The 19629-nt window shown below is 37.8% G+C and carries 21 protein-coding genes, 1 pseudogene and 1 other annotated feature; all 22 genes and pseudogenes read left to right on the top strand.

What is annotated here, in order from left to right:
- Nucleotides 1–65: 65 nt before the first annotated feature.
- Nucleotides 66–524 (top strand): annotated as a pseudogene (locus PYW32_RS03505) (GNAT family N-acetyltransferase); the annotation flags it as partial.
- Between the two features lie 93 nt (nt 525–617).
- Nucleotides 618–1799, top strand: a complete 1182-nt coding sequence (locus PYW32_RS03510; RefSeq protein WP_016175709.1) for a SulP family inorganic anion transporter — start codon at nt 618–620, stop codon at nt 1797–1799.
- Nucleotides 1800–1883: 84 nt separating this feature from the next.
- Nucleotides 1884–2165 (top strand): hypothetical protein, encoded by a 282-nt coding sequence (locus PYW32_RS03515; protein ID WP_016175708.1) that lies wholly within the window; start codon nt 1884–1886, stop codon nt 2163–2165.
- A 355-nt stretch (nt 2166–2520) separates the two neighbouring features.
- The gene (locus PYW32_RS03520) at nt 2521–4044 is read left to right on the top strand and encodes a 2-isopropylmalate synthase (RefSeq protein ID WP_016175707.1); all 1524 of its coding nucleotides are present in this window, start codon (nt 2521–2523) and stop codon (nt 4042–4044) included.
- Nucleotides 4041–5084: a 3-isopropylmalate dehydrogenase gene (gene leuB, locus PYW32_RS03525; RefSeq protein ID WP_016175706.1), complete on the top strand. Its 1044-nt coding sequence runs from the start codon at nt 4041–4043 to the stop codon at nt 5082–5084. The genes PYW32_RS03520 and leuB overlap by 4 nt, the downstream gene beginning before the upstream one ends.
- A 33-nt stretch (nt 5085–5117) precedes the next feature.
- Nucleotides 5118–6497, top strand: coding sequence for a 3-isopropylmalate dehydratase large subunit (gene leuC, locus PYW32_RS03530; RefSeq protein ID WP_016175705.1), 1380 nt, complete (start codon nt 5118–5120; stop codon nt 6495–6497).
- Between the two features lies 1 nt (nt 6498).
- Nucleotides 6499–7086 carry a 3-isopropylmalate dehydratase small subunit gene (gene leuD / locus PYW32_RS03535; RefSeq protein ID WP_016175704.1) on the top strand — a complete coding sequence of 196 codons (588 nt, stop codon included), beginning with the start codon at nt 6499–6501 and terminating at the stop codon, nt 7084–7086.
- Nucleotides 7087–7170: 84 nt separating this feature from the next.
- Nucleotides 7171–7244, top strand: a sequence feature (ribosomal protein L21 leader region).
- Between the two features lie 19 nt (nt 7245–7263).
- Nucleotides 7264–7572: a 50S ribosomal protein L21 gene (gene rplU, locus PYW32_RS03540; protein WP_016175703.1), complete on the top strand. Its 309-nt coding sequence runs from the start codon at nt 7264–7266 to the stop codon at nt 7570–7572.
- 25 nt (nt 7573–7597) lie between these two features.
- Entirely contained in the window at nt 7598–7936 is a 339-nt protein-coding gene (locus PYW32_RS03545; RefSeq protein WP_016175702.1) for a ribosomal-processing cysteine protease Prp, read from the top strand.
- An 18-nt stretch (nt 7937–7954) separates the two neighbouring features.
- The gene (rpmA, locus tag PYW32_RS03550) at nt 7955–8248 is read left to right on the top strand and encodes a 50S ribosomal protein L27 (protein ID WP_016175701.1); all 294 of its coding nucleotides are present in this window, start codon (nt 7955–7957) and stop codon (nt 8246–8248) included.
- Between the two features lie 70 nt (nt 8249–8318).
- A complete protein-coding gene (locus tag PYW32_RS03555; RefSeq protein ID WP_016175700.1) occupies nt 8319–8534 on the top strand; it encodes a hypothetical protein in 216 nt (71 codons plus the stop codon).
- A 390-nt stretch (nt 8535–8924) separates the two neighbouring features.
- Nucleotides 8925–9569 carry an SIMPL domain-containing protein gene (locus PYW32_RS03560; RefSeq protein ID WP_016175699.1) on the top strand — a complete coding sequence of 215 codons (645 nt, stop codon included), beginning with the start codon at nt 8925–8927 and terminating at the stop codon, nt 9567–9569.
- 12 nt (nt 9570–9581) lie between these two features.
- Nucleotides 9582–10478 carry a diacylglycerol/lipid kinase family protein gene (locus PYW32_RS03565; protein ID WP_016175698.1) on the top strand — a complete coding sequence of 299 codons (897 nt, stop codon included), beginning with the start codon at nt 9582–9584 and terminating at the stop codon, nt 10476–10478.
- Nucleotides 10471–11031 (top strand): GNAT family N-acetyltransferase, encoded by a 561-nt coding sequence (locus PYW32_RS03570; protein ID WP_016175697.1) that lies wholly within the window; start codon nt 10471–10473, stop codon nt 11029–11031. Before PYW32_RS03565 ends, PYW32_RS03570 begins: the two co-directional genes overlap by 8 nt.
- A 99-nt stretch (nt 11032–11130) precedes the next feature.
- On the top strand, nt 11131–13950 hold the full coding sequence (locus PYW32_RS03575; RefSeq protein WP_455330058.1) for a sigma-54-dependent transcriptional regulator: 2820 nt from the start codon (nt 11131–11133) through the stop codon (nt 13948–13950).
- Nucleotides 13951–14129: 179 nt separating this feature from the next.
- On the top strand, nt 14130–14612 hold the full coding sequence (locus PYW32_RS03580) for a mannose/fructose/sorbose PTS transporter subunit IIB (protein WP_016175695.1): 483 nt from the start codon (nt 14130–14132) through the stop codon (nt 14610–14612).
- A gap of 38 nt (nt 14613–14650) precedes the next feature.
- On the top strand, nt 14651–15637 hold the full coding sequence (locus tag PYW32_RS03585; protein WP_016175694.1) for a mannose/fructose/sorbose PTS transporter subunit IIA: 987 nt from the start codon (nt 14651–14653) through the stop codon (nt 15635–15637).
- Nucleotides 15638–15664: 27 nt separating this feature from the next.
- Nucleotides 15665–16477, top strand: coding sequence for a PTS mannose/fructose/sorbose transporter subunit IIC (locus PYW32_RS03590; protein ID WP_016175693.1), 813 nt, complete (start codon nt 15665–15667; stop codon nt 16475–16477).
- A 24-nt stretch (nt 16478–16501) separates the two neighbouring features.
- Entirely contained in the window at nt 16502–17416 is a 915-nt protein-coding gene (locus PYW32_RS03595) for a PTS system mannose/fructose/sorbose family transporter subunit IID (protein ID WP_016175692.1), read from the top strand.
- Nucleotides 17417–17532: 116 nt separating this feature from the next.
- Nucleotides 17533–17907, top strand: coding sequence for a DUF956 family protein (locus tag PYW32_RS03600; RefSeq protein ID WP_016175691.1), 375 nt, complete (start codon nt 17533–17535; stop codon nt 17905–17907).
- Between the two features lie 81 nt (nt 17908–17988).
- On the top strand, nt 17989–18228 hold the full coding sequence (locus tag PYW32_RS03605; RefSeq protein WP_016175690.1) for a GlsB/YeaQ/YmgE family stress response membrane protein: 240 nt from the start codon (nt 17989–17991) through the stop codon (nt 18226–18228).
- 124 nt (nt 18229–18352) lie between these two features.
- Nucleotides 18353–19417 (top strand): M24 family metallopeptidase, encoded by a 1065-nt coding sequence (locus tag PYW32_RS03610; protein WP_016175689.1) that lies wholly within the window; start codon nt 18353–18355, stop codon nt 19415–19417.
- Nucleotides 19418–19629: the final 212 nt, after the last annotated feature.

Here is a 19629-nt window from a genome sequence, read left to right on the forward strand (position 1 = left end):
GTATGTTAACTATTCGATCAATTGATTTACACGTACCAACAGAAATTTAAGCAGTTGAACAACTCTATGTATCGTCTTTTCCAGTAGAAGAGCGAGTACCTTTTGAGGAATTGATAGATAAAGCCATTCTGAAAAAAGGAAATTATTTTGGTTTATTTCAAGAAGAACAAGTCTGTGGCATGATTTATTATATTCTGTTAGACGACCTGTTGTATATTTTCTTCTTTGCTATTGATGGTACGATTCAATCAAAAGGGTATGGGAAATTTGTTTTAGATTATATGCAAGAAACATTCCCCAATAAGAAACAAATGCTGTTAATTGAAGAATTAGATAAAGAGGCGGATAATTTCGAACAACGCGTGCGCCGTAAAAACTTCTACGAAAAAAATAACTTTGTATGTACGGGTGTAACTATTGTCGCGGCGAATACTCCTTATGAATTGATGTCTCGAGGAAAAGCACTTGCAACAGAGGAAGAATGCGAACGCATATATCGCTATTTTTTCGATGAAGCCGAGTGATTCGTTTGCTTTTTTACAAACAGCAAGCTTTTGCCTTCTCATTCATTTGTGATAAGATGATAAAGTTTTCAAATGAAGTAAAGGAGTTTTAGTATGTTATTTCGAATAGAAAAAAAGGAATGGCTAGGAAATGAGCGCAATGATTTATTTGCTGGTTTAGTTTCTTCGGTGGCTATATTGCCAGAAGTAATTGGTTTTTCGATTATTGCAGGGGTACCGCCACTAGCTGCATTGTTTGCTTCGGCGGTTACTTTATTGGTGATTACTTTTACTGGTGGTCGTCCAGCAATGGTTTCAGCAGCAGCAGGTTCCATGGCATTAGTGATTGCGGGATTGGTGCAGTCTCACGGCTTGAATTATATGATTGCCGCCACGATTTTAACTGGGGTCTTACAAATGCTTTTTGGTTTTTTAGGCATTCATAAACTGATGCGTTTTATTTCTAAAACAGTGATGTTTGGTTTTGTGAATGCATTGGCTATTTTAATTTTTATGGCACAAGTACAACAATTACCAGCGCAAACGTGGACGTCTTATGCAATGGTTATTCTCAGTATTGGTTTGATTTATCTAATCCCTCGTTTTACAACAATTGTACCATCTGCGTTGATTGTGATTGTAGTCATGACTATCTTTGCTTTCTTATTTAAAGGCAATCTACAAACAGTCGGTGATTTAGGGGCGATGAATGATATTACGCCAATGCTCGCCTTACCTGCCGTACCATTGACAGTAGAAACGTTATGGATTATTTTGCCGACATCGTTAGCGTTAGCGATGATTGGTTTGATTGAATCCTTACTAACGGTGCCGATTGTAGATAAAATGACAGAGAGTACAAGTGATAGTCAGCGTGAAGTAAAAGCACAAGGGTTAGCCAATATTGTGACAGGGTTCTTTGGTGGTCAAGCGGGATGTGCCATGATTGGACAAGCCGTTATTAATGTTAAATCTGGTGGACGGAAACGTTTATCCACGTTTATTTCAGGTATGACCTTATTGCTATTTATTTTTGCATTTCGTGATTTAATGATTGGCATACCAACTGCTGCTTTAATCGGGATTATGATGACGGTGGCTGTTGATACATTTGATTGGGAAAGTTTGCGTTTGTTCAAAAATAGACAGATCAAAGACGGCTTTATCTTGATAATGACCGTGGCTGTGATTGTTTACACGCATAACTTAGCAATCGGTATTGTATTGGGTGTAATTGTTACGTTACTTATAGATACCGTTTTTGTCAGAAAATTAAGCGACAGCTCTAGTAAATAGGGCTGTTTTTTCATCTGTTAAAGCGCTCTGTATTGCTAAATATCAGAAGTTGTGTATAATTTTACAAAAAGGAGTGTGATGCAAATGGCAAAGAAAGTAAAAGTCATTGAGAGTTTATGTCAAGATGGTTATGAAAGTGGATATGCAAAGAACAAAAATTATGAATTCAAACGTGAGGATGATGTCGTTTCTTTATTATCTAAGGGCGAAATTTTGTGCCGATTTGTCATTACCGGTTATCGACAAGGACAAGTGGCAGAAGTGAACGTTTCGAATCATCATGAAGCAAATGCTGTTACAACATTTGTTCAATATTTTGGCTCAGAAGACGAATTTGAGGCAGAAAAAAAAGCAGTAAAGAAATAATTCTCAAATAGATAACTTTAGATCAAATGCCTAAAGTTATCTATTTTTTATTTTATGACGAAATATTCAGAAAATTAAAACAAAAGTGTTGACTTCTTTTTTCTTTTTCGGTATCTTTTTATCAAGAACTTATTGATTAGGTGGTTACTATGAAAAATACAGCAGTAATTTCAACAACTACATTTTTATTATTATTATTATAATCCAGGACTCTTTTCTATTTTACATTTAAGAAGAGTCCTATTCGCATTGCATAAAGGAAATCCTTTGTGGAGTGCTTTTTTTATTCATTAGATGGAAATTACGTGTATGTAACATCAAATAAAACGATGAAAAAAAGAGAGGTAGAAGAGTAATGAGAAAGATACAATTTTTTGATACAACCCTACGAGATGGAGAACAAACACCGGGGGTAAATTTTAATACCAATGAAAAGGTTCAAATTGCCCTTCAACTGGAAAAATGGGGCATTGATACAATTGAAGCGGGCTTTCCGATTGCTTCACCTGGTGATTTTGAAGCTGTCCAAGCGATTGCCCAAGTAGCAACGAAGATGACTGTTGCGGGTTTGGCACGTTGTCAGAAAAAAGATATTGATTGTGCGTATGAAGCCTTAAAAGATGCCAAACATCCTCAATTGCATGTATTCTTAGCAACAAGTGATGTGCATTTAAAATATAAATTAAAAATGACCCGTGAAGAAGTGCTAGCTTCTATTAAAGAACATGTTAGTTATGGGAGAGAACGTTTTGAAAAAGTCCAATTCTCACCAGAAGATGCGACACGAACGGATAAAGCCTTTTTATTAGAAGCTATTCAAACCGCAATTGATGCCGGCGCAACAATTATTAATGTTCCAGACACAGTCGGTTATTCTAATCCAACTGAATACGGCGCGTTATTTGCGTATTTAATTGAAAATATTAAGAGTGACGAAGAAATTATCTTCTCTTCTCATTGCCATGATGATTTAGGTATGGCGACAGCCAACGCATTAGCAGCGATTGAAAATGGTGCTAATCGTGTAGAAGGTGCGATTAATGGCATTGGCGAACGCGCAGGTAATACTGCATTAGAAGAAGTTGCCGTCGCATTGCACATTCGTAAAGATTTTTATGAATGTGAATCGACAATTGTTTTGAGCGAAACAAAACGTACAAGTGATATTGTTGCACGTCTATCAGGTTTTGCGATTCCTAAAAATAAAGCAGTAATTGGTGGAAATGCTTATGCGCATGAATCAGGTATTCACCAAGATGGCGTCTTGAAAAATCCCGAAACGTATGAAATTATTACTCCACAATTAGTTGGTGTTCATACAAACTCATTACCTTTAGGGAAACTGTCTGGTCGACATGCCTTTACAACAAAAATGGCAGAACTTGGCTATGATTTGTCAGATGAAGAAGTGCAACGTCTCTTCAAGAAGTTTAAAGAATTAGCCGATAAGAAAAAACAGATTACTGATGAAGACTTGATTGCTTTACAAGCCGATGAAGTTCGTCGTAGTGAAGAAACCTATCAATTAAAAACAGTGCAATTGCAATATGTATCAAATGGGTATCAAGGTGCTGTGGTATCTATCGCAGATGCTAACGAAGAAGTTCAGACGGCTTCTGCCATTGGTGCTGGAAGTATTCAAGCAATTTATAACTCGATTGATCAAATTTTTGGGCAACAACCACGCCTTGTGGAATATGACATTACGGCGTTAACCAGTGGCGAAGATGCGCAAGCAGAAGTCCATGTATCTATTGAGTGTGAAAAAACCAAAGAACGAATTAACGGCATTGGTGTTGATTTTGACGTATTGCAAGCTTCTGCAAAGGCATATACGCAAGCGAGTGCTATTCTTAAAGAAAAGGGAGAACGCAAATGAAAAAGAAAATTGTAGTGTTAGCCGGTGACGGTATTGGACCAGAAATTATGACAAGTGGCGTTACGATTCTAAAAAAAGCAGTAGAAAATTCAGAAATTGCGTTTGAATTTGAAGCACATCCTTTTGGGGGGGCTGCAATTGATGCTAAAGGAGAACCTTTACCCGAAGAGACGTTAACTGCTTGTCAGCAAGCGGATGCGATTTTATTAGGTGCGATTGGTGGACCAAAATGGGAACACGCAGCGCAAACACCTGAACAAGGATTATTGGCCTTACGTAAAGCGTTGCATCTCTTTGCAAATATTCGTCCAATTTCTGTGCCAAATGCGTTATTGCCACTTTCTCCTGTTAAAGAACAGATTGTCAAAGGAACAGATTTTGTGGTTGTTCGTGAATTAACGAGTGGCATTTATTTTGGTGAACCACGTCATTTAGGTGAAGCAGAAGCGTATGACACCAATCGTTACCAAGAAGATGAAATTCGTCGAATCATTCGTAAAGCCTTTGAAATTGCGCAAGATCGCCGGAAACATGTCTTGTCGGTAGATAAAGCCAATGTTTTAGCTACTAGTAAATTATGGCGTAAAATTGCTGAAGAAGTTGCACAAGAATTTCCAGATTGTACCTTAGAACATCAATATGTTGATTCAGCCGCAATGCGTATTGTGCAAAATCCAACTGCTTTTGATGTCATTGTCACAGAAAATTTATTCGGAGATATTTTAAGTGATGAAGCTTCTGTCTTACCAGGAACACTGGGCGTTTTACCAAGTGCTAGTCATAGCGAATCAGGCGTTTCATTGTACGAACCGATTCATGGTTCTGCACCAGATATTGCTGGTAAAAATATTGCTAACCCTGTGTCGATGATTTTATCGGCAAGTTTGATGCTACGTCAATCGTTTAATATGAACGATGAAGCAGATCGTATTGAAAATGCCTGCTTTGAAGCAATGGAAGAAGGTATTTTAACTAAAGATTTAGGTGGAGAAACAACGACTACCGCATTCACTGAAGCCATTCTAGAAAAACTAAAGTAATTGTGAAATCAAGAAATTAAAGGAGGCTTTCACATGGGAAAAACACTATTTGATAAAGTCTGGGAACGTCATATTGTCAGTGGTGAAGAAGGAGAAGCGCAACTCCTTTATATTGATTTACAAATGATTCACGAGGTAACATCACCTCAAGCGTTTGAAGGATTGCGTGAAGCTGGTCGTAAAGTTCGTCGTCCAGATAAAACATTCGGGACGATGGATCATAACGTACCAACAAAGGATATTTTTAACATTACCGATTTGATTTCAAAAAAACAAATCGATACATTGAGAAGAAACTGTGAAGAATTTGGTATTACCCTTTGTGATAATGGTTCGGCGCGTCAAGGAATTGTGCATATGGTAGGTCCTGAAGTTGGTTTAACGCAACCAGGGAAAACGATTGTTTGTGGCGATTCACATACAGCAACGCATGGCGCATTTGGTGCGATTGCGTTTGGGATTGGTACGAGTGAAGTCGAGCATGTATTAGCAACGCAAACCATTTGGCAAAAGAAACCAAAACGTTTAGGAATTCATGTTACCGGTAAATTGCAACCGGGTGTGTATGCGAAAGACATCATTCTTGCTTTAATTGCGACTTATGGCGTTGATTTTGGTGTTGGGTATGCAGCTGAATTTTATGGAGATACCATTCAAAATCTGACAATGGAAGAACGTATGACCATTTGTAATATGTCGATTGAAGGTGGAGCTAAAATGGGTATGATGGCACCTGATGAAAAAACCTTCGAATATGTTCGTGGCAGAGAATATGCACCAAAAGATATGGAGGCAGCGATTGCTGATTGGCAAACCTTGTATACCGATGAAGATGCTGAATATGATCGCGTGATTGAATTAGATGCAAACACGTTGGAACCATATATTACTTGGGGCACCAATCCAGAGATGGGTGTGTCAATCAATACGCCATTCCCAGAAATCAAAGACCACAATGATCGTCTTGCCTATGAATACATGGATTTACATCCTGGACAAAAAGCTGCCGATATTAATATTGAGTATGTCTTTATTGGTTCGTGTACGAATGGTCGTTTATCTGATTTACAAGAAGCTGCCAAAATTTTAAAAGGCAAAAAAATCAAAGAAGGCGTCACAGGAATTGTCGTTCCTGGATCAAGACCCGTTCGTCATGCCGCAGAAAAAATTGGACTAGATAAAGTCTTCATTGAAGCCGGTTTTGAATGGCGTGAACCTGGATGTTCTATGTGTTTGGGGATGAATCCAGATAAAGTTCCTGAATTTATCCATTGTGCGTCTACTTCAAACCGAAACTTTGTGGGGCGTCAAGGAAAAAATTCACGTACCCATCTATGTAGTCCGGCAATGGCTGCCGCAGCCGCAATTAATGGTCGCTTTATTGATGTACGAGAAATTATAGGAGGGGAATAATATGGAACCTTTTACAGTCTATGAGGGGAAAACAGTCCCCTTTATGAATGATAATTTAGATACGGACCAAATTTTACCGAAAACTTATCTAAAGTTAATTGAAAAAACTGGTTTTGGTGAATTTTTATTCGATGATTGGCGTTATATCAAAGGTCGTAAACCCAATCCAGATTTTGTTTTAAATTTTCCAGAATATAGTGAAGCCTCTATCTTAATTTCTGGAGATAACTTTGGTGGTGGTTCTTCTCGAGAACATGCTGTGTGGGCAATTTCCAACTATGGTTTCCGCGCAGTCATTGCGGGAAGTTTTGGGGATATCTTTTATATGAACTCATTAAAAAATGGCTTATTGCCAATTTCTCTTCCACGACCAGCATTGGAACAACTGGCAGCATTGGAGTCAACTGACAAAATTACGATTGATTTACCTAATCAAAAAGTCATCTCTGGTGACAATGAATATACCTTTGACATTGATGCAACATGGAAACACAAAATGTTAAATGGGTTAGATGAGATTGGAATTACGCTAAAAGAAGAAGAAGCCATTACGGCGTATGAACAAACAATTCCTGCTTATAGACAATAAGAAAAACTTTTGTAAAAAATTCAAAAGTTTTCATTGACTATCGTTTCATTTTTTGATAAAGTAGTATTGTTGTAATTGTGGACTCCACAGCTACAACCGCACAGAACAAGTTTTTAAGTACAAGAATGTCGCTTGGGATGGCGAGTCTAAGTATATTACAAGGAGGTGCTGTATAGCATGTACGCAATTATCAAAACTGGTGGTAAACAAGTTAAAGTTGAAGTTGGTCAAGCAATCTACGTTGAAAAATTAGACGTTGAAGCAGGACAAAAAGTAACTTTTGACGAAGTAATCTTAGTGGGTGGCGAATCTACAAAAGTTGGTGCTCCAACTGTAGCAGGTGCAACTGTTGAAGGAACTGTTGAAAAACACGGTAAACAAAAGAAAGTTGTTACTTACAAGTATAAACCTAAAAAACACACTCACCGTAAACAAGGTCACCGTCAACCTTACACAAAAGTTGTTATTGAAGCAATTAACGCATAATTCTTACAAAAAAGTAGGGTAAGCTATGATTAAAGGAACATTTAAACGCAATACTTCTGGAAGAATCGTTTCGTACGAGATTTCAGGACATGCAAATGCTGGAGAGTACGGGAATGATATTGTTTGTGCAGCCGTTTCGGCCTTAGCAATTAGCGCGGTGAATGGGATTGAAGCCTTAGCGGGTATTCAACCAATTCTCGATGTTAATCATGAAGAAGGTGGCTACTTATACGTAGAAGTACCTGCTGATATGACGCAAGAACAAATGAATATCGTGCAAATTCTATTAGAGAATTTGCTACTAGGTCTTCAAGCTGTTCAAGAAGAGAATAGCGAATATATCCAAATTAACACACAATTATAACCACAGGAGGTGCATCTCATGTTGATGAAAATGAATTTACAATTATTCGCCCACAAAAAAGGTGGCGGTTCTACATCTAACGGACGTGACTCTGAATCTAAACGTTTAGGCGCTAAACGTGCAGACGGTCAAACTGTTACAGGTGGTTCAATCCTTTATCGCCAACGCGGTACTAAAATCTACCCAGGCGTAAACGTAGGTATTGGTGGAGACGATACTTTATTTGCTAAAGTTGACGGCGTAGTACGTTTTGAACGTAAAGGTCGCGACAAAAAACAAGTATCTGTATACCCAGTAGCTCAAGAAGCTTAATTAGATATGTTTAGCTAGAAACTTTTCGGAGTTTCTAGCTTTTTTTTATTTTAGAAAGGAATGTTGTTTCATGTATGTACCACCAAGATTAGATGACATTGTGAATGGTACACAATTGAAGGAAGAAATAGTTGATGAAAATGTTGTTATTCAAGGAAGAGCGATGATTTTGTTTCCAATTGCGGAAAATTCTTCTTTTATCAAAGTGGTACCAAAAGTTGCTATGGAAGGACATGATCCAAATAGGCCGATTGAATTGTCATCATTCAACATTTATTTTGAGTAATCTTTCTCCACCTTTTTAGTTGTCTAAAAAAACGACGCATAGTATAGTAGAAGTGAAAAGAGGTCATCTACTTTTCAGAAACCCCAAGTTCATAAAAAGGACGTGAAGTTATGGAAAACGTATACCGAAGTAACTTATGCAAAAGAAAAATCAACAAGCTATTGATGAGCATGGGATTAATCAAAAAACCGCCAGATAATTGGATTAAGCTTTCGAATAACCGAGGTACTCGGGGAAAGGACGCGTGATTCACTATCTCGTAGCTATGCGTTAAATAGTAGAGAAATTCGATAAGATACAGCCCGTTGAAAAACGGGTTTTTTGTTTATTCACGCATTTTTTTGAACTTTCGTGTAAAATAAATTTAATGAAAACGAAAGGAATGATTTAGTGGGAAAATTAGTGACAGTCAAAGGGATTGGTCATGTGTCTATAGCACCTGATACAGTGAGTGTCTTTTTACAGGTGATAACTGTACATGCAGACTATGCGCAAGCAATTCAAGCAGCAAAAGAAAAAATTGCTCAATTAGAAAATGTCATTACGGCACAGGATTTTTCTGGTAAATCATTGAAGACACATTCATTTTCAGTCGATGTAAAAGAAAAAAGCGAATTAAAAGAAGATGTTTGGCAAACAGAACAAATTGGCTATGAAGTGAGTCAAACGGTTGAATTACAATTTCCGATTGATCAAAACCGTTTGAAAAAATTGTTAGCGAATATTGCTGAAACGAAAGTGCAACCAGTGATTTCACTGCAATTTACTGTGAAAAATCGGTTGGCGTTACAAAAACAACTACTGGAAAATGCAACAAGTGATGCGCGTTATCAAGCAGAAGTACTCGCCCAAGCTTCAAATGTAGTGTTAGGGGAGCTGGTGGAGATTAATCATAGTCCAACCAATCAACAGACGTTTCTTTCACCAGTTACATTTCAAACAGAAAGCCGTCAAGTTGCGCTACCAACGATTCATCCCGCAATGATTGAAGAAACAATTGAAGTGAATTTTTGCTGGAAATTAAAAAATAAATAGGAGGAACCAACAATGACAAAAGCCTTATTAATTGTAAATCCAAGTTCAGGTGGAGAAGAAGCAAAGAAATATGAAGACCAAGCAACAGAAAAATTACACTCTTTATTTGATGAAGTAATTGTAAAACATACCGAAGAAGCAGGAGACGCAATTGATTTTGCCAAGGAAGCTGCCCAAGAAAAAATCGACAGTGTCTTTGCAATGGGAGGCGATGGGACAGTTAATGAAGCAATCAGTGGGTTAGCTGAAGAAGAATTCCGTCCGAATTTTGGTTTCTTTCCGCTAGGTACAGTGAATGATTTAGCGCGAGCATTAAATTTACCGTTAGATCCTGAAGAAGCCATTGCGAATTTAGATCTTACACGTACGAAATCATTGGATGTAGGTAAATTGAATGATCAATATTTTATGAATGTGGTAGCTATTGGTAGGATTCCAGAATCGATTAACGATGTGGATGTAGAAGATAAAACAAAATTTGGGAAACTAGCCTATTTTATTTCAGGAATCAAAAATGTTATTGGAACAGAATCGTATGATTTTGAATTAACGATTGATGGTGAAGCACAAGCAGTCACTAGCACAACGATTATTATTGGGTTAACTAACTCTGTTGGTGGATTTGAGCAATTATTATCGGATGCACAAGTCGATGATGGTAAGATGCACTTACTATATCTGAAAGATGAAAGCTTATTAGATACCGTAAAAAGCTTGCCAGATTTATTAACAGGTGTCAAAGAAACAACAGATAACGTAGGGTATGTAACATTTACCAAAGGAACAATTGCTGTGAAAGAAAAAACACTGGTAACCAATGTTGACGGAGACGAAGGTCCAGAATTACCAATCGATGTTGCAGTGTTACCTGGACATTTAACGGTGTATGCAGGAAAAGCGAATGACTAATCTTTTCATTCGACCAGCAACGAGCTTGGATGCAGCAAAATTACTGGCAATTTATGCGCCTTACGTAGAAAAAACAACGATTACATTTGAATATACTGTCCCAACAGTTGCAGAATTTTCACAACGTGTTCAGCAAACACTTGAAAAATACCCGTATTTAGTTGCAGAAACAAAAGACGGTGATCTTCTTGGCTATGCGTATGCAGGAGCTTATAACAAACGTGCCGCCTATGATTGGGCTGTTGAAACAACGGTTTATGTTAAAGAAAATTGTCCGATAAAAGGTGTAGGAACACAACTATATCAAGCACTAGAACAAACCTTAGCTCGTCAACATGTAGTGCAATTATTAGCGTGTATTACTGCGGGAAATCAAAGAAGTGAGCAATTTCATCAAAAATTTGGTTACCAATACGTAGGCAAATATGCAAAAGTTGGGTTTAAGTTTGATCGATGGTGTGATGTGGTGTGGATGCAAAAAACGTTGAATGAACCAACGATTCCACCACAACCAATTATTCCATTTTCAACCCTTGATGAACAAACAAGATAGGTCATTTTTGATCTATCTTGTTTTTTTCGAGTGCCATTGGTAATTCATGATGAGACCGTTTATAATGAAAAGAAGAAGTGTGATGAAGAGGTGAGATGTTTGAGTAAGCGTATGGAAAGAATTTATCAATATATTGTCGATTTAGAAAATGAATCTTCCGGTGTAGAAAAAGTTACAGTAACCACTGCTGAAATTGCTGGAGCACTTCACATTCAACGAAGCAATGTAAGTAAAGATTTGAATCAACTGGTGCGTGAAGGTCGTTTACTTAAATTAGAGGGGCGTCCAGTCGGCTATACACTAGCAGCTACGATTCACAATGTACAGGAAAAATACGTCCCAAGTTATAAAGAAACAAGGCAACCGCGGGAAAAAAGAAAACCACAACGCGTATCCCAACTTTTGTCAGCAAGAGATATTTTCTCACGTATTATTGGGATGAACGGTAGTATGAAAAATGCTGGGGAGCAAGCCAAAGCGGCGATTTTGTATCCACCGCGTGGGTTGAATTGTTTAATTACTGGACCCACTGGCTCAGGGAAGACTTTTTTTGCTCATGCGATGTTTCAATTTGCTAAAGCGAATCAAGTGATTGCCCAAGAGAAAGAAATGATTGTTTTTAATTGTGCTGATTACGCCAATAATCCCGAGTTATTGATGAGTCATTTATTTGGATATGTTAAAGGTGCGTTTACGGGTGCCGATACAGAGAAACTAGGCGTGATTGATCAAGCTGATGGTAGTATGCTCTTTTTAGATGAAATACATCGCTTGCCACCAGAAGGTCAAGAAATGATTTTTTATTTTATGGATCACGGTTCTTATAGCCGTTTAGGTGAAACGGGGAAAAATCATTTTGCAGATGTGCGAATTGTAGGCGCAACGACAGAAGACCCTAATTCAGCTTTATTAGATACATTTGTGCGTCGGATTCCGATTAATATTCAAATGCCTTCGTTTGAAAAGCGACCTGCCAATGAAAAATTAGATTTGGTCAAAGTGATGATGTCCCATGAAGCGAGTCGCATTCAGCGAACGATTTCGTTAACCGAAGATGTAGTTAAAGCACTTATTGGTAGTGTTAGTTTTGGAAATATTGGACAATTAAAATCTAACGTCCAATTGGTTTGTGCTCGTGGTTTTTTAAATCATATGCACCAGTCACAAATTGATATAAGCTTAGATGATGTACCAGAAGGAATTCGATCTGGTTTGATTATGTTAGCAAATAAACGTGAAATCTTAATGGAATTGTCGCATAGTTTGGAACCGAAAATTGTGATTCAACCAAATGAAGACATTTTAAACATTCAATCTGATTCCTATGAATTACCTTACAATTTGTACGATATTATTGGAGATAAAGCAGCTTTGTTGAAAGCGGATGGTGTCGATCAAGAAGCTATTAACCATTTTATTTCAACGGACATTAACGTCCATTTGAAATCATTTTATAAAGACCACGGATTTTCTTTCCATGCAGATAATAAATTAAGTGAGTTTGTCGATCAAAAGATTATTGAATTAACGAATCGGATTTATACGATGGTTCGTAATCGTTTGAATTATGATTTTCAACAAAATTTTGTCTATGCGATGAGTTTACACATTAGTTCGTTTTTGAAAAAAATTCAATTAGGTGAAACGAGACACACGAATGACAATATTCGTGAAATGGTTGCGGATTATCCAGAAGAATTTAAAGTGGCGCAAGAAATTCGCCAGTTTATAGGTGAATCATTTCATGTGACAATTCCAGAAAGTGAAGAGTATTATCTAGCAGTATTGCTGGTTTCTTTAAAAAATAGTTCGGCGGAAGGCAAAATTGGCGTGGTGGTAGCTGCTCACGGGAATAGCACCGCGACAAGTATGGTAGACGTCGTGAAACAGTTATTAGGGATTGAACAAGTCGCAGCTGTTGACATGTCGTTGGATATGCCCCCGAAAATTGCCTTGGAAAAAATGAAACAAGCTGTATTAACTGTGAATGAAGGTAGTGGTGTGTTGTTATTAGTCGACATGGGCTCGCTGGTCACTTTTAATGCCGAAATCCAACGCGAGACAGGGGTATTTGTGCGAACGATTGATATGGTAACCACGCCGATTGTGTTAGAAGCTGTACGCAAAGCTTCGGTTTTAGGAACCAGTTTAGAAGAATTGTATGAGTCATTAGAAAACTTCCGAGGTTATAGCCGTCTAGAAGAGTTTCCTCATGCCGGGATTCAACCGCATTTACCACGAGGGATTTTAGCGATTTGTGCTTCTGGAGAAGGAACTGCACAACAGATTAAAGAAACGATTCAACGTGCGTTAGCTAAAAAACGCATTGCAGATATTGAAATCTTAACGTTGTCAGTAGTAGATTTAAAAGAAAAAGTGCCACAGATTCAAAAGAAATACGACTTAATTGCCACGACAGGCGTGATTGATCCTAAGCTACCTGTGCCGTTTATTTCTTTAGAAAGTTTTGTTACGCAAGATACCGATGAATTGATTGACCGGTTGTTGACAGGAAACCAATTGTTGGCTGAAACAGTCAGCATGAATCAAGAACAGACCAAACAAGTGTGTATCGAATTTTTAGAAAACAATTATACTTTCTTAAACCCGAAAAAGATGATTGAACCACTCTGGCAATTTACATCAGATATTATGAATAATTGGCATATTGCGAGTGAGGAAAAAGGTTTTCGTATTAATTTCTTATTACATGCGGCAGGAATATTAGAACGTGTGTTGTTAAATCAACCATTATCCACGACAAATGAGGAAGTACATTGGTTGCAAGCAAGTGAAGACTATGAGCAACTGCATGTACATGTTCAATCCTTAGGGCGTACATTAAATTTGATGATTCCTTTAGCAGAAGAATATTATTTATTGGCGATGATTCATCGCCAAACGAAAGAAAAAAATTAATACAATACACTAGGATAATACACAAAACACAGTGTATCGTTCTAGTGTATTGTATTTTTTTCTAAAGAAAGTATTAAGTTAACAGTGTATCGTTTAGTGTTTTGGCACGCTTCTTGCTTTTATTAAAGTGTATGGGGAGGTGGAGACTTACTAACAACCAGAGGCGAGGAGGCGAGACAATGGAGATTCGATTAGCAAGAATCGATGATCGACTAATTCATGGACAAGTAGCGACGACTTGGGCAAAGCAAATCGGAATTAACCGAATTATTGTTGTCAGTGATGAAGTAGCAAATGATTCACTAAGAAAGTTTTTACTGCAAGAAGCGGCGCCGCCAGGTATTAAATCAAATGTTGTAACTGTTTCACGTATGTTAGACGTTTACGACAACCAATTATTTCAAGAGCAAAAAGTCATGTTATTATTTACCAATCCGCAAGACGTAGAACGTTTGATTCGCGGAGGAATGAAATTGAACTCATTAAATATTGGTGGTATGCGCTTTACAACAGGGAAACGAATGATTACAAACTTTGTCTCAATTGATGAGCAAGATGCGGATGCTTTTCGTTACTTGAATGAACAAGACATTGAATTAGAAGTTCGTAAAGTTCCAACGGATCGCAAAGTCAATTTAATGGAATTGTTAGATAAATCGTAAGCACGAACATAGAAATTTAGAAAATAGGAGGTAAGAAGATGGTAGGAATTATCCTAGCAAGTCATGGAGATTTCGCTAAAGGAATTTTACAATCAGGAGCGATGATTTTCGGGGAACAAGAAAATGTTGCTGCTTGTGTGCTAGAACCAAGCGAAGGTCCGGATGATATCAAAGCAAAAATGCAAGAAGCAGTTAATTCATTTGATGACCAAGAAGAAGTACTTTTCTTAGTCGATCTTTGGGGAGGAACACCATTTAACCAAGCCAATAATTTATTAGAAGGCCATAAAGATAAATGGGCAATTGTTTCTGGAATGAATTTACCAATGGTGATTGAAGCATATGCTTCTCGTTTTTCTATGAATTCGGCACAAGATATTGCAGCAGCAATCTTAGCTACTGCTAGAGATGGTGTCAAAGTCAAACCAGAAGAACTAGAACCAGAAGTTGCTGCACCCGCTCAAGCAGCTGATGACGCAACACCAAAAGGAGCACTTCCTCCAGGTACGGTTGTTGGCGATGGCAAAATTAAATATGTGTTAGCTCGTATTGACTCGCGTTTATTACACGGGCAAGTCGCAACTGCTTGGACAAAAGCAACACAACCAACACGTATTATTGTCGTGAGTGATGCAGTTGCTAAAGATGATTTGCGCAAACGTTTGATTGAGCAAGCAGCACCTCCAGGGGTAAAAGCAAATGTCGTACCAATCGACAAAATGATTGAAGTTGCCAAAGATCCACGATTTGGTTCAACAAAAGCGTTATTATTATTTGAAAATCCTAATGATGTTGTTCGTGCGGTTGAAGGCGGCGTAGAAATTGAAGAAGTCAACGTTGGTTCAATGGCACACTCAACAGGAAAAGTAGTAGTAAATAACGTATTATCTATGGGCAAAGAAGATGTTCAAGCTTATGAAAAATTAAAAGGATTAGGCGTGAAATTTGATGTTCGTAAAGTACCAAACGACTCTCGAGCGAATTTCGATGAACTATTAAATAAAGCGAAAGCAGAGTTGAAATAAAAAATAAATTGAACTAGGAGGTTTATCATGTCAGATTTAAATTTTATCCAAGTGATATTGGTCGTTGCTGTTGCCTTTTTAGCTGGTATGGAAGGAATCTTGGATGAATTTCAATTCCATCAACCATTGGTAGCATGTACATTGATTGGGTTAGTAACAGGGAATTTAGAAGCAGGGATTATGCTAGGTGGTTCATTACAAATGATCGCTCTTGGTTGGGCAAACATTGGTGCAGCCGTAGCACCCGATGCAGCGTTAGCTTCAGTTGCAGCAGCAATTATTTTAGTTTTAGGTGGCCAAGGAGCCGCAGGTATTCCATCTGCGATTGCGATCGCTATTCCTTTAGCTGTAGCTGGTTTATTCTTAACAATGGTTGTTCGTACGTTAGCCGTACCATTAGTTCATATTATGGATGCCGCAGCCGAAGAAGGAAACTATCGCAAAATTGAAGTGTTGCAAATCTTAGCCATTTGTATGCAAGGTGTTCGTATTGCAATTCCAGCAGCTGCTTTACTATTTATTCCAGCGTCTGTTGTACAATCTGGTTTAGAATCAATGCCTGCATGGTTAACAGAAGGTATGGCCATCGGTGGTGGTATGGTTGTAGCCGTGGGTTACGCATTAGTTATTAATATGATGGCAAACAAAGAAGTTTGGCCTTTCTTCATTCTTGGATTTGTTGTAGCTGCCATTACTGATTTGACACTTATCGGAATTGGTGCAATCGGTGTTGCTTTAGCGCTTATCTACTTGAACCTATCTAAAATGGGTGGTTCATCAACAGGTGGAGGCGGAGGAAACGCAAGTGATCCTCTAGGTGACATTCTAAACGATTATTAATCTTTCAAAGGAGGAATAGGAAAAATGGCAGAAGAAAAAATTCAATTAACGAAAAGAGATCGTTTAGCTGTTGCATGGCGTTCAACATTTATCCAAGGTTCTTGGAACTACGAACGTATGCAAAATGGCGGATTCGCCTTTTCAATGATTCCAGCAATTAAAAAATTATATAAAACAAAAGAAGACCGTGCAGCTGCTTTAAAACGCCACTTGGAATTCTTTAATACACATCCATATATCGCATCACCAATTTTAGGTGTAACCTTAGCCTTAGAAGAAGAACGTGCCAATGGAGCAGCCGTTGATGATGTGGCTGTTCAAGGGGTAAAAGTTGGGATGATGGGACCTTTAGCCGGTATCGGTGATCCGGTATTCTGGTTTACTGTACGACCAATGTTAGGTGCATTAGGTGCCTCATTAGCAATGGGTGGTAACATCTTAGGTCCAATTATTTTCTTCTTAGCATGGAATATTATTCGTTGGGCATTCATGTGGTATACACAAGAATTTGGTTACAAAGCAGGTTCTGCAATTACAGATGACTTATCTGGTGGATTATTGCAAGACGTGACAAAAGGTGCGTCTATTTTAGGGATGTTCGTATTGGCTTCCTTAGTACAACGGTGGGTAAATATTAGTTTTGTGCCAACTGTCTCTGAAGTTGAACTTTCACCAGGTGCTTACATTGAGTGGGATAAAGTACAAATGACAGGTGCGGGTTTACAATCTGTCTTTGGAGATATTGCAGCAGGTAAAGCATTGTCAAATGTTAAAGTCACAACATTACAAGATAACTTAGATCAATTGATTCCTGGTTTAGCAGGTCTATTATTGACATTCTTATGTATGTGGTTATTGAAGAAAAAAGTTTCACCAATTGTGATTATCCTTGGTTTATTCGTTGTTGGTATCCTAGGTCACGTGATTGGACTTCTATAATTATTTCAAACGAAACCAGACAAGAAAACTTCTTCGTCTGGTTTTCTTTACATAATTTCATTTTACAAAGCGAAAGAAAAAACGCTATACTAATAGAAAAATACGAGGTGGAGAACATGGTTCAATCGTTAAATACAAAAGTTGATTTAGTCATTCCTGCGACGGCATTTACAGGATTAACCGATTACGGAAAGATTATGATTGGAGATAAAGGTTTTGAATTTTATAATGATCGAGATGCTCGAAAGTTCATTCAAATTCCATGGGAAGAAGTGGACTATGTTGTAGCTTCTGTGTTATTTAAAGGGAAATGGATTCCGCGATATGCAGTGCAAACGAAACGAAACGGCACCTATACGTTTGCATCGAAGCAACCAAAAGTCGTATTACGCGCGATAAGAGAATATGTCGATCCTAGTCGAATGGTACATTCTTTAAGCTTCTTTGATGTTGTTAAACGGGGTGTTTTATCGATTGTAAAGAAAAAATAACTAATTATATATAGATATCATTTTTCTTGAGGAAGTCGTCTATGTTAGAATAATGTTATCATATATGGGGAGGTGCTTTCTATGCATTGGTTATGGGTACTGATTGTCGGTGCAGTCATCGGCGCAATCGCAGGTTCCATCACAGGAGAAAAACGTGGCTGTTTGTTTAATATTATTGCAGGTATTATTGGTTCTTCAATTGGAGAAAGTTTATTTAGCAGCTGGGGTCCTAGATTAGCTGGCATGGCGATTATCCCGTCTATTTTAGGGGCAGTTATTTTTGCAGCTGTCGTCTCATTTTTCTTTGGAAAAAATAAATAAATAAAAGGTGAACTGACGGATTCGTTGGTTCACCTTTTTGTTTTTTTAAGTCTTCCCTTTTCGCTTTAAGAAGAAGTTTGTTATAATGAAACATGAATTCAAATGGAAAGAAGGAATTAATCACATGTTGCGAGTACAAAAACTACGTGAGCAAATGAGAAAAGAAGACGTGGATGGCTTTTTAGTCACAAGTTCTTACAATCTTCGTTACTTAACAAACTTTACTGGAACAACAGGCTTAGCGGTTATTACGTTAGATAAAGCTTTTTTTGTGACTGATTTTCGTTATACTGAACAAGCGGCAAAACAAGCACAAGGCTATGAAATCGTGAAAAATTCAGGACCAATTTTTGATGAAGTGGCACGAATTTGTCAAGAAGAGGAAATTCATGCCTTAGCTTTTGAAGAATCCTACGTTAGCTTTGCAGAATATACCGTGTTAGAAGATATTATTGAAGAATCATCATTGGTACCAATTTCTGGAATGATTGAAAGTTTGCGTGAAGTAAAAGATGAAGAAGAAATTGCCACAATTCAACAAGCATGTCATATTGCAGATCAAGGTTTTTCACATATTTTAAAAATGATTCGTCCTGGCATGACAGAAATTGAAGTAGCTAATCAATTAGATTTCTTTATGCGTTCATTAGGTGCTACGAGTGTTTCATTTGAGACGATTGTTGCAAGTGGTGTACGTTCAGCGATGCCTCATGGTGTGGCCAGCGAAAAAGTCATCGAACAAGGAGATTTGATTACTCTTGATTTTGGTTGTTACTATAATGGATATGTTTCAGATATGACACGTACGTTTGCCATTGGAGATCCAGGTGAAAAATTAAAAGAAATTTATCAAATTGTGTTAGATGCCCAATTAAAAGTCTTAGATGCAGCTAAACCCGGTATGACGGGCATTGAATTGGATGCTGTTGCTCGTGATTATATTGCTTCTTTTGGTTATGGCGAAGCATTTGGTCATTCAACTGGACATGGGATTGGTTTAGAGATTCACGAAGGACCAAACGTGTCATTCCGTGCAGATAAGGCATTTGTGCCCGGAAACGTGATTACAGATGAACCAGGTATTTATTTGCCAGGAATTGGTGGCGTGCGTATTGAAGATGATTTATTGATTACTGAGACTGGAAATAAAGTCTTAACGCATTCGCCTAAAGAATTAATCATCTTGTAATTTCGACTGAATAAAAAGACTTTTTATAGCTTATCTGGTGATTAAATGATAAACTAGAAGCGAAGTTCAGGCTCATTCTCCACTAGAAAAAAACAGTGGTAGGGATTGTTTGATGACTGTCAACATTGGATTTGAACTGTAAGATTTTTTTCAGTGGTGTCTGTTTACCAAAAATACCACAGAAGGTTAAATCGTATTCAGAGATGGAGGAA

The organism is Enterococcus saccharolyticus subsp. saccharolyticus (assembly GCF_029023825.1).
In the GTDB taxonomy this organism is placed as follows: Bacteria; Bacillota; Bacilli; order Lactobacillales; family Enterococcaceae; genus Enterococcus_F; species Enterococcus_F saccharolyticus.

Coding starts and splice junctions, on each gene's coding strand:
- PYW32_RS03510 (WP_016175709.1), top strand. CDS start 618: ATGTTATTTCGAATAGAAAAAAAGGAATGGCTAGGAAATGAGCGCAAT.
- PYW32_RS03610 (WP_016175689.1), top strand. CDS start 18,353: ATGTTGCGAGTACAAAAACTACGTGAGCAAATGAGAAAAGAAGACGTG.
- PYW32_RS03605 (WP_016175690.1), top strand. CDS start 17,989: ATGCATTGGTTATGGGTACTGATTGTCGGTGCAGTCATCGGCGCAATC.
- PYW32_RS03565 (WP_016175698.1), top strand. CDS start 9,582: ATGACAAAAGCCTTATTAATTGTAAATCCAAGTTCAGGTGGAGAAGAA.
- PYW32_RS03600 (WP_016175691.1), top strand. CDS start 17,533: ATGGTTCAATCGTTAAATACAAAAGTTGATTTAGTCATTCCTGCGACG.
- PYW32_RS03555 (WP_016175700.1), top strand. CDS start 8,319: ATGTATGTACCACCAAGATTAGATGACATTGTGAATGGTACACAATTG.
- leuB (WP_016175706.1), top strand. CDS start 4,041: ATGAAAAAGAAAATTGTAGTGTTAGCCGGTGACGGTATTGGACCAGAA.
- PYW32_RS03595 (WP_016175692.1), top strand. CDS start 16,502: ATGGCAGAAGAAAAAATTCAATTAACGAAAAGAGATCGTTTAGCTGTT.
- PYW32_RS03590 (WP_016175693.1), top strand. CDS start 15,665: ATGTCAGATTTAAATTTTATCCAAGTGATATTGGTCGTTGCTGTTGCC.
- PYW32_RS03580 (WP_016175695.1), top strand. CDS start 14,130: ATGGAGATTCGATTAGCAAGAATCGATGATCGACTAATTCATGGACAA.
- PYW32_RS03520 (WP_016175707.1), top strand. CDS start 2,521: ATGAGAAAGATACAATTTTTTGATACAACCCTACGAGATGGAGAACAA.
- rpmA (WP_016175701.1), top strand. CDS start 7,955: ATGTTGATGAAAATGAATTTACAATTATTCGCCCACAAAAAAGGTGGC.
- PYW32_RS03570 (WP_016175697.1), top strand. CDS start 10,471: ATGACTAATCTTTTCATTCGACCAGCAACGAGCTTGGATGCAGCAAAA.
- PYW32_RS03545 (WP_016175702.1), top strand. CDS start 7,598: ATGATTAAAGGAACATTTAAACGCAATACTTCTGGAAGAATCGTTTCG.
- rplU (WP_016175703.1), top strand. CDS start 7,264: ATGTACGCAATTATCAAAACTGGTGGTAAACAAGTTAAAGTTGAAGTT.
- PYW32_RS03515 (WP_016175708.1), top strand. CDS start 1,884: ATGGCAAAGAAAGTAAAAGTCATTGAGAGTTTATGTCAAGATGGTTAT.
- PYW32_RS03585 (WP_016175694.1), top strand. CDS start 14,651: ATGGTAGGAATTATCCTAGCAAGTCATGGAGATTTCGCTAAAGGAATT.
- leuC (WP_016175705.1), top strand. CDS start 5,118: ATGGGAAAAACACTATTTGATAAAGTCTGGGAACGTCATATTGTCAGT.
- leuD (WP_016175704.1), top strand. CDS start 6,499: ATGGAACCTTTTACAGTCTATGAGGGGAAAACAGTCCCCTTTATGAAT.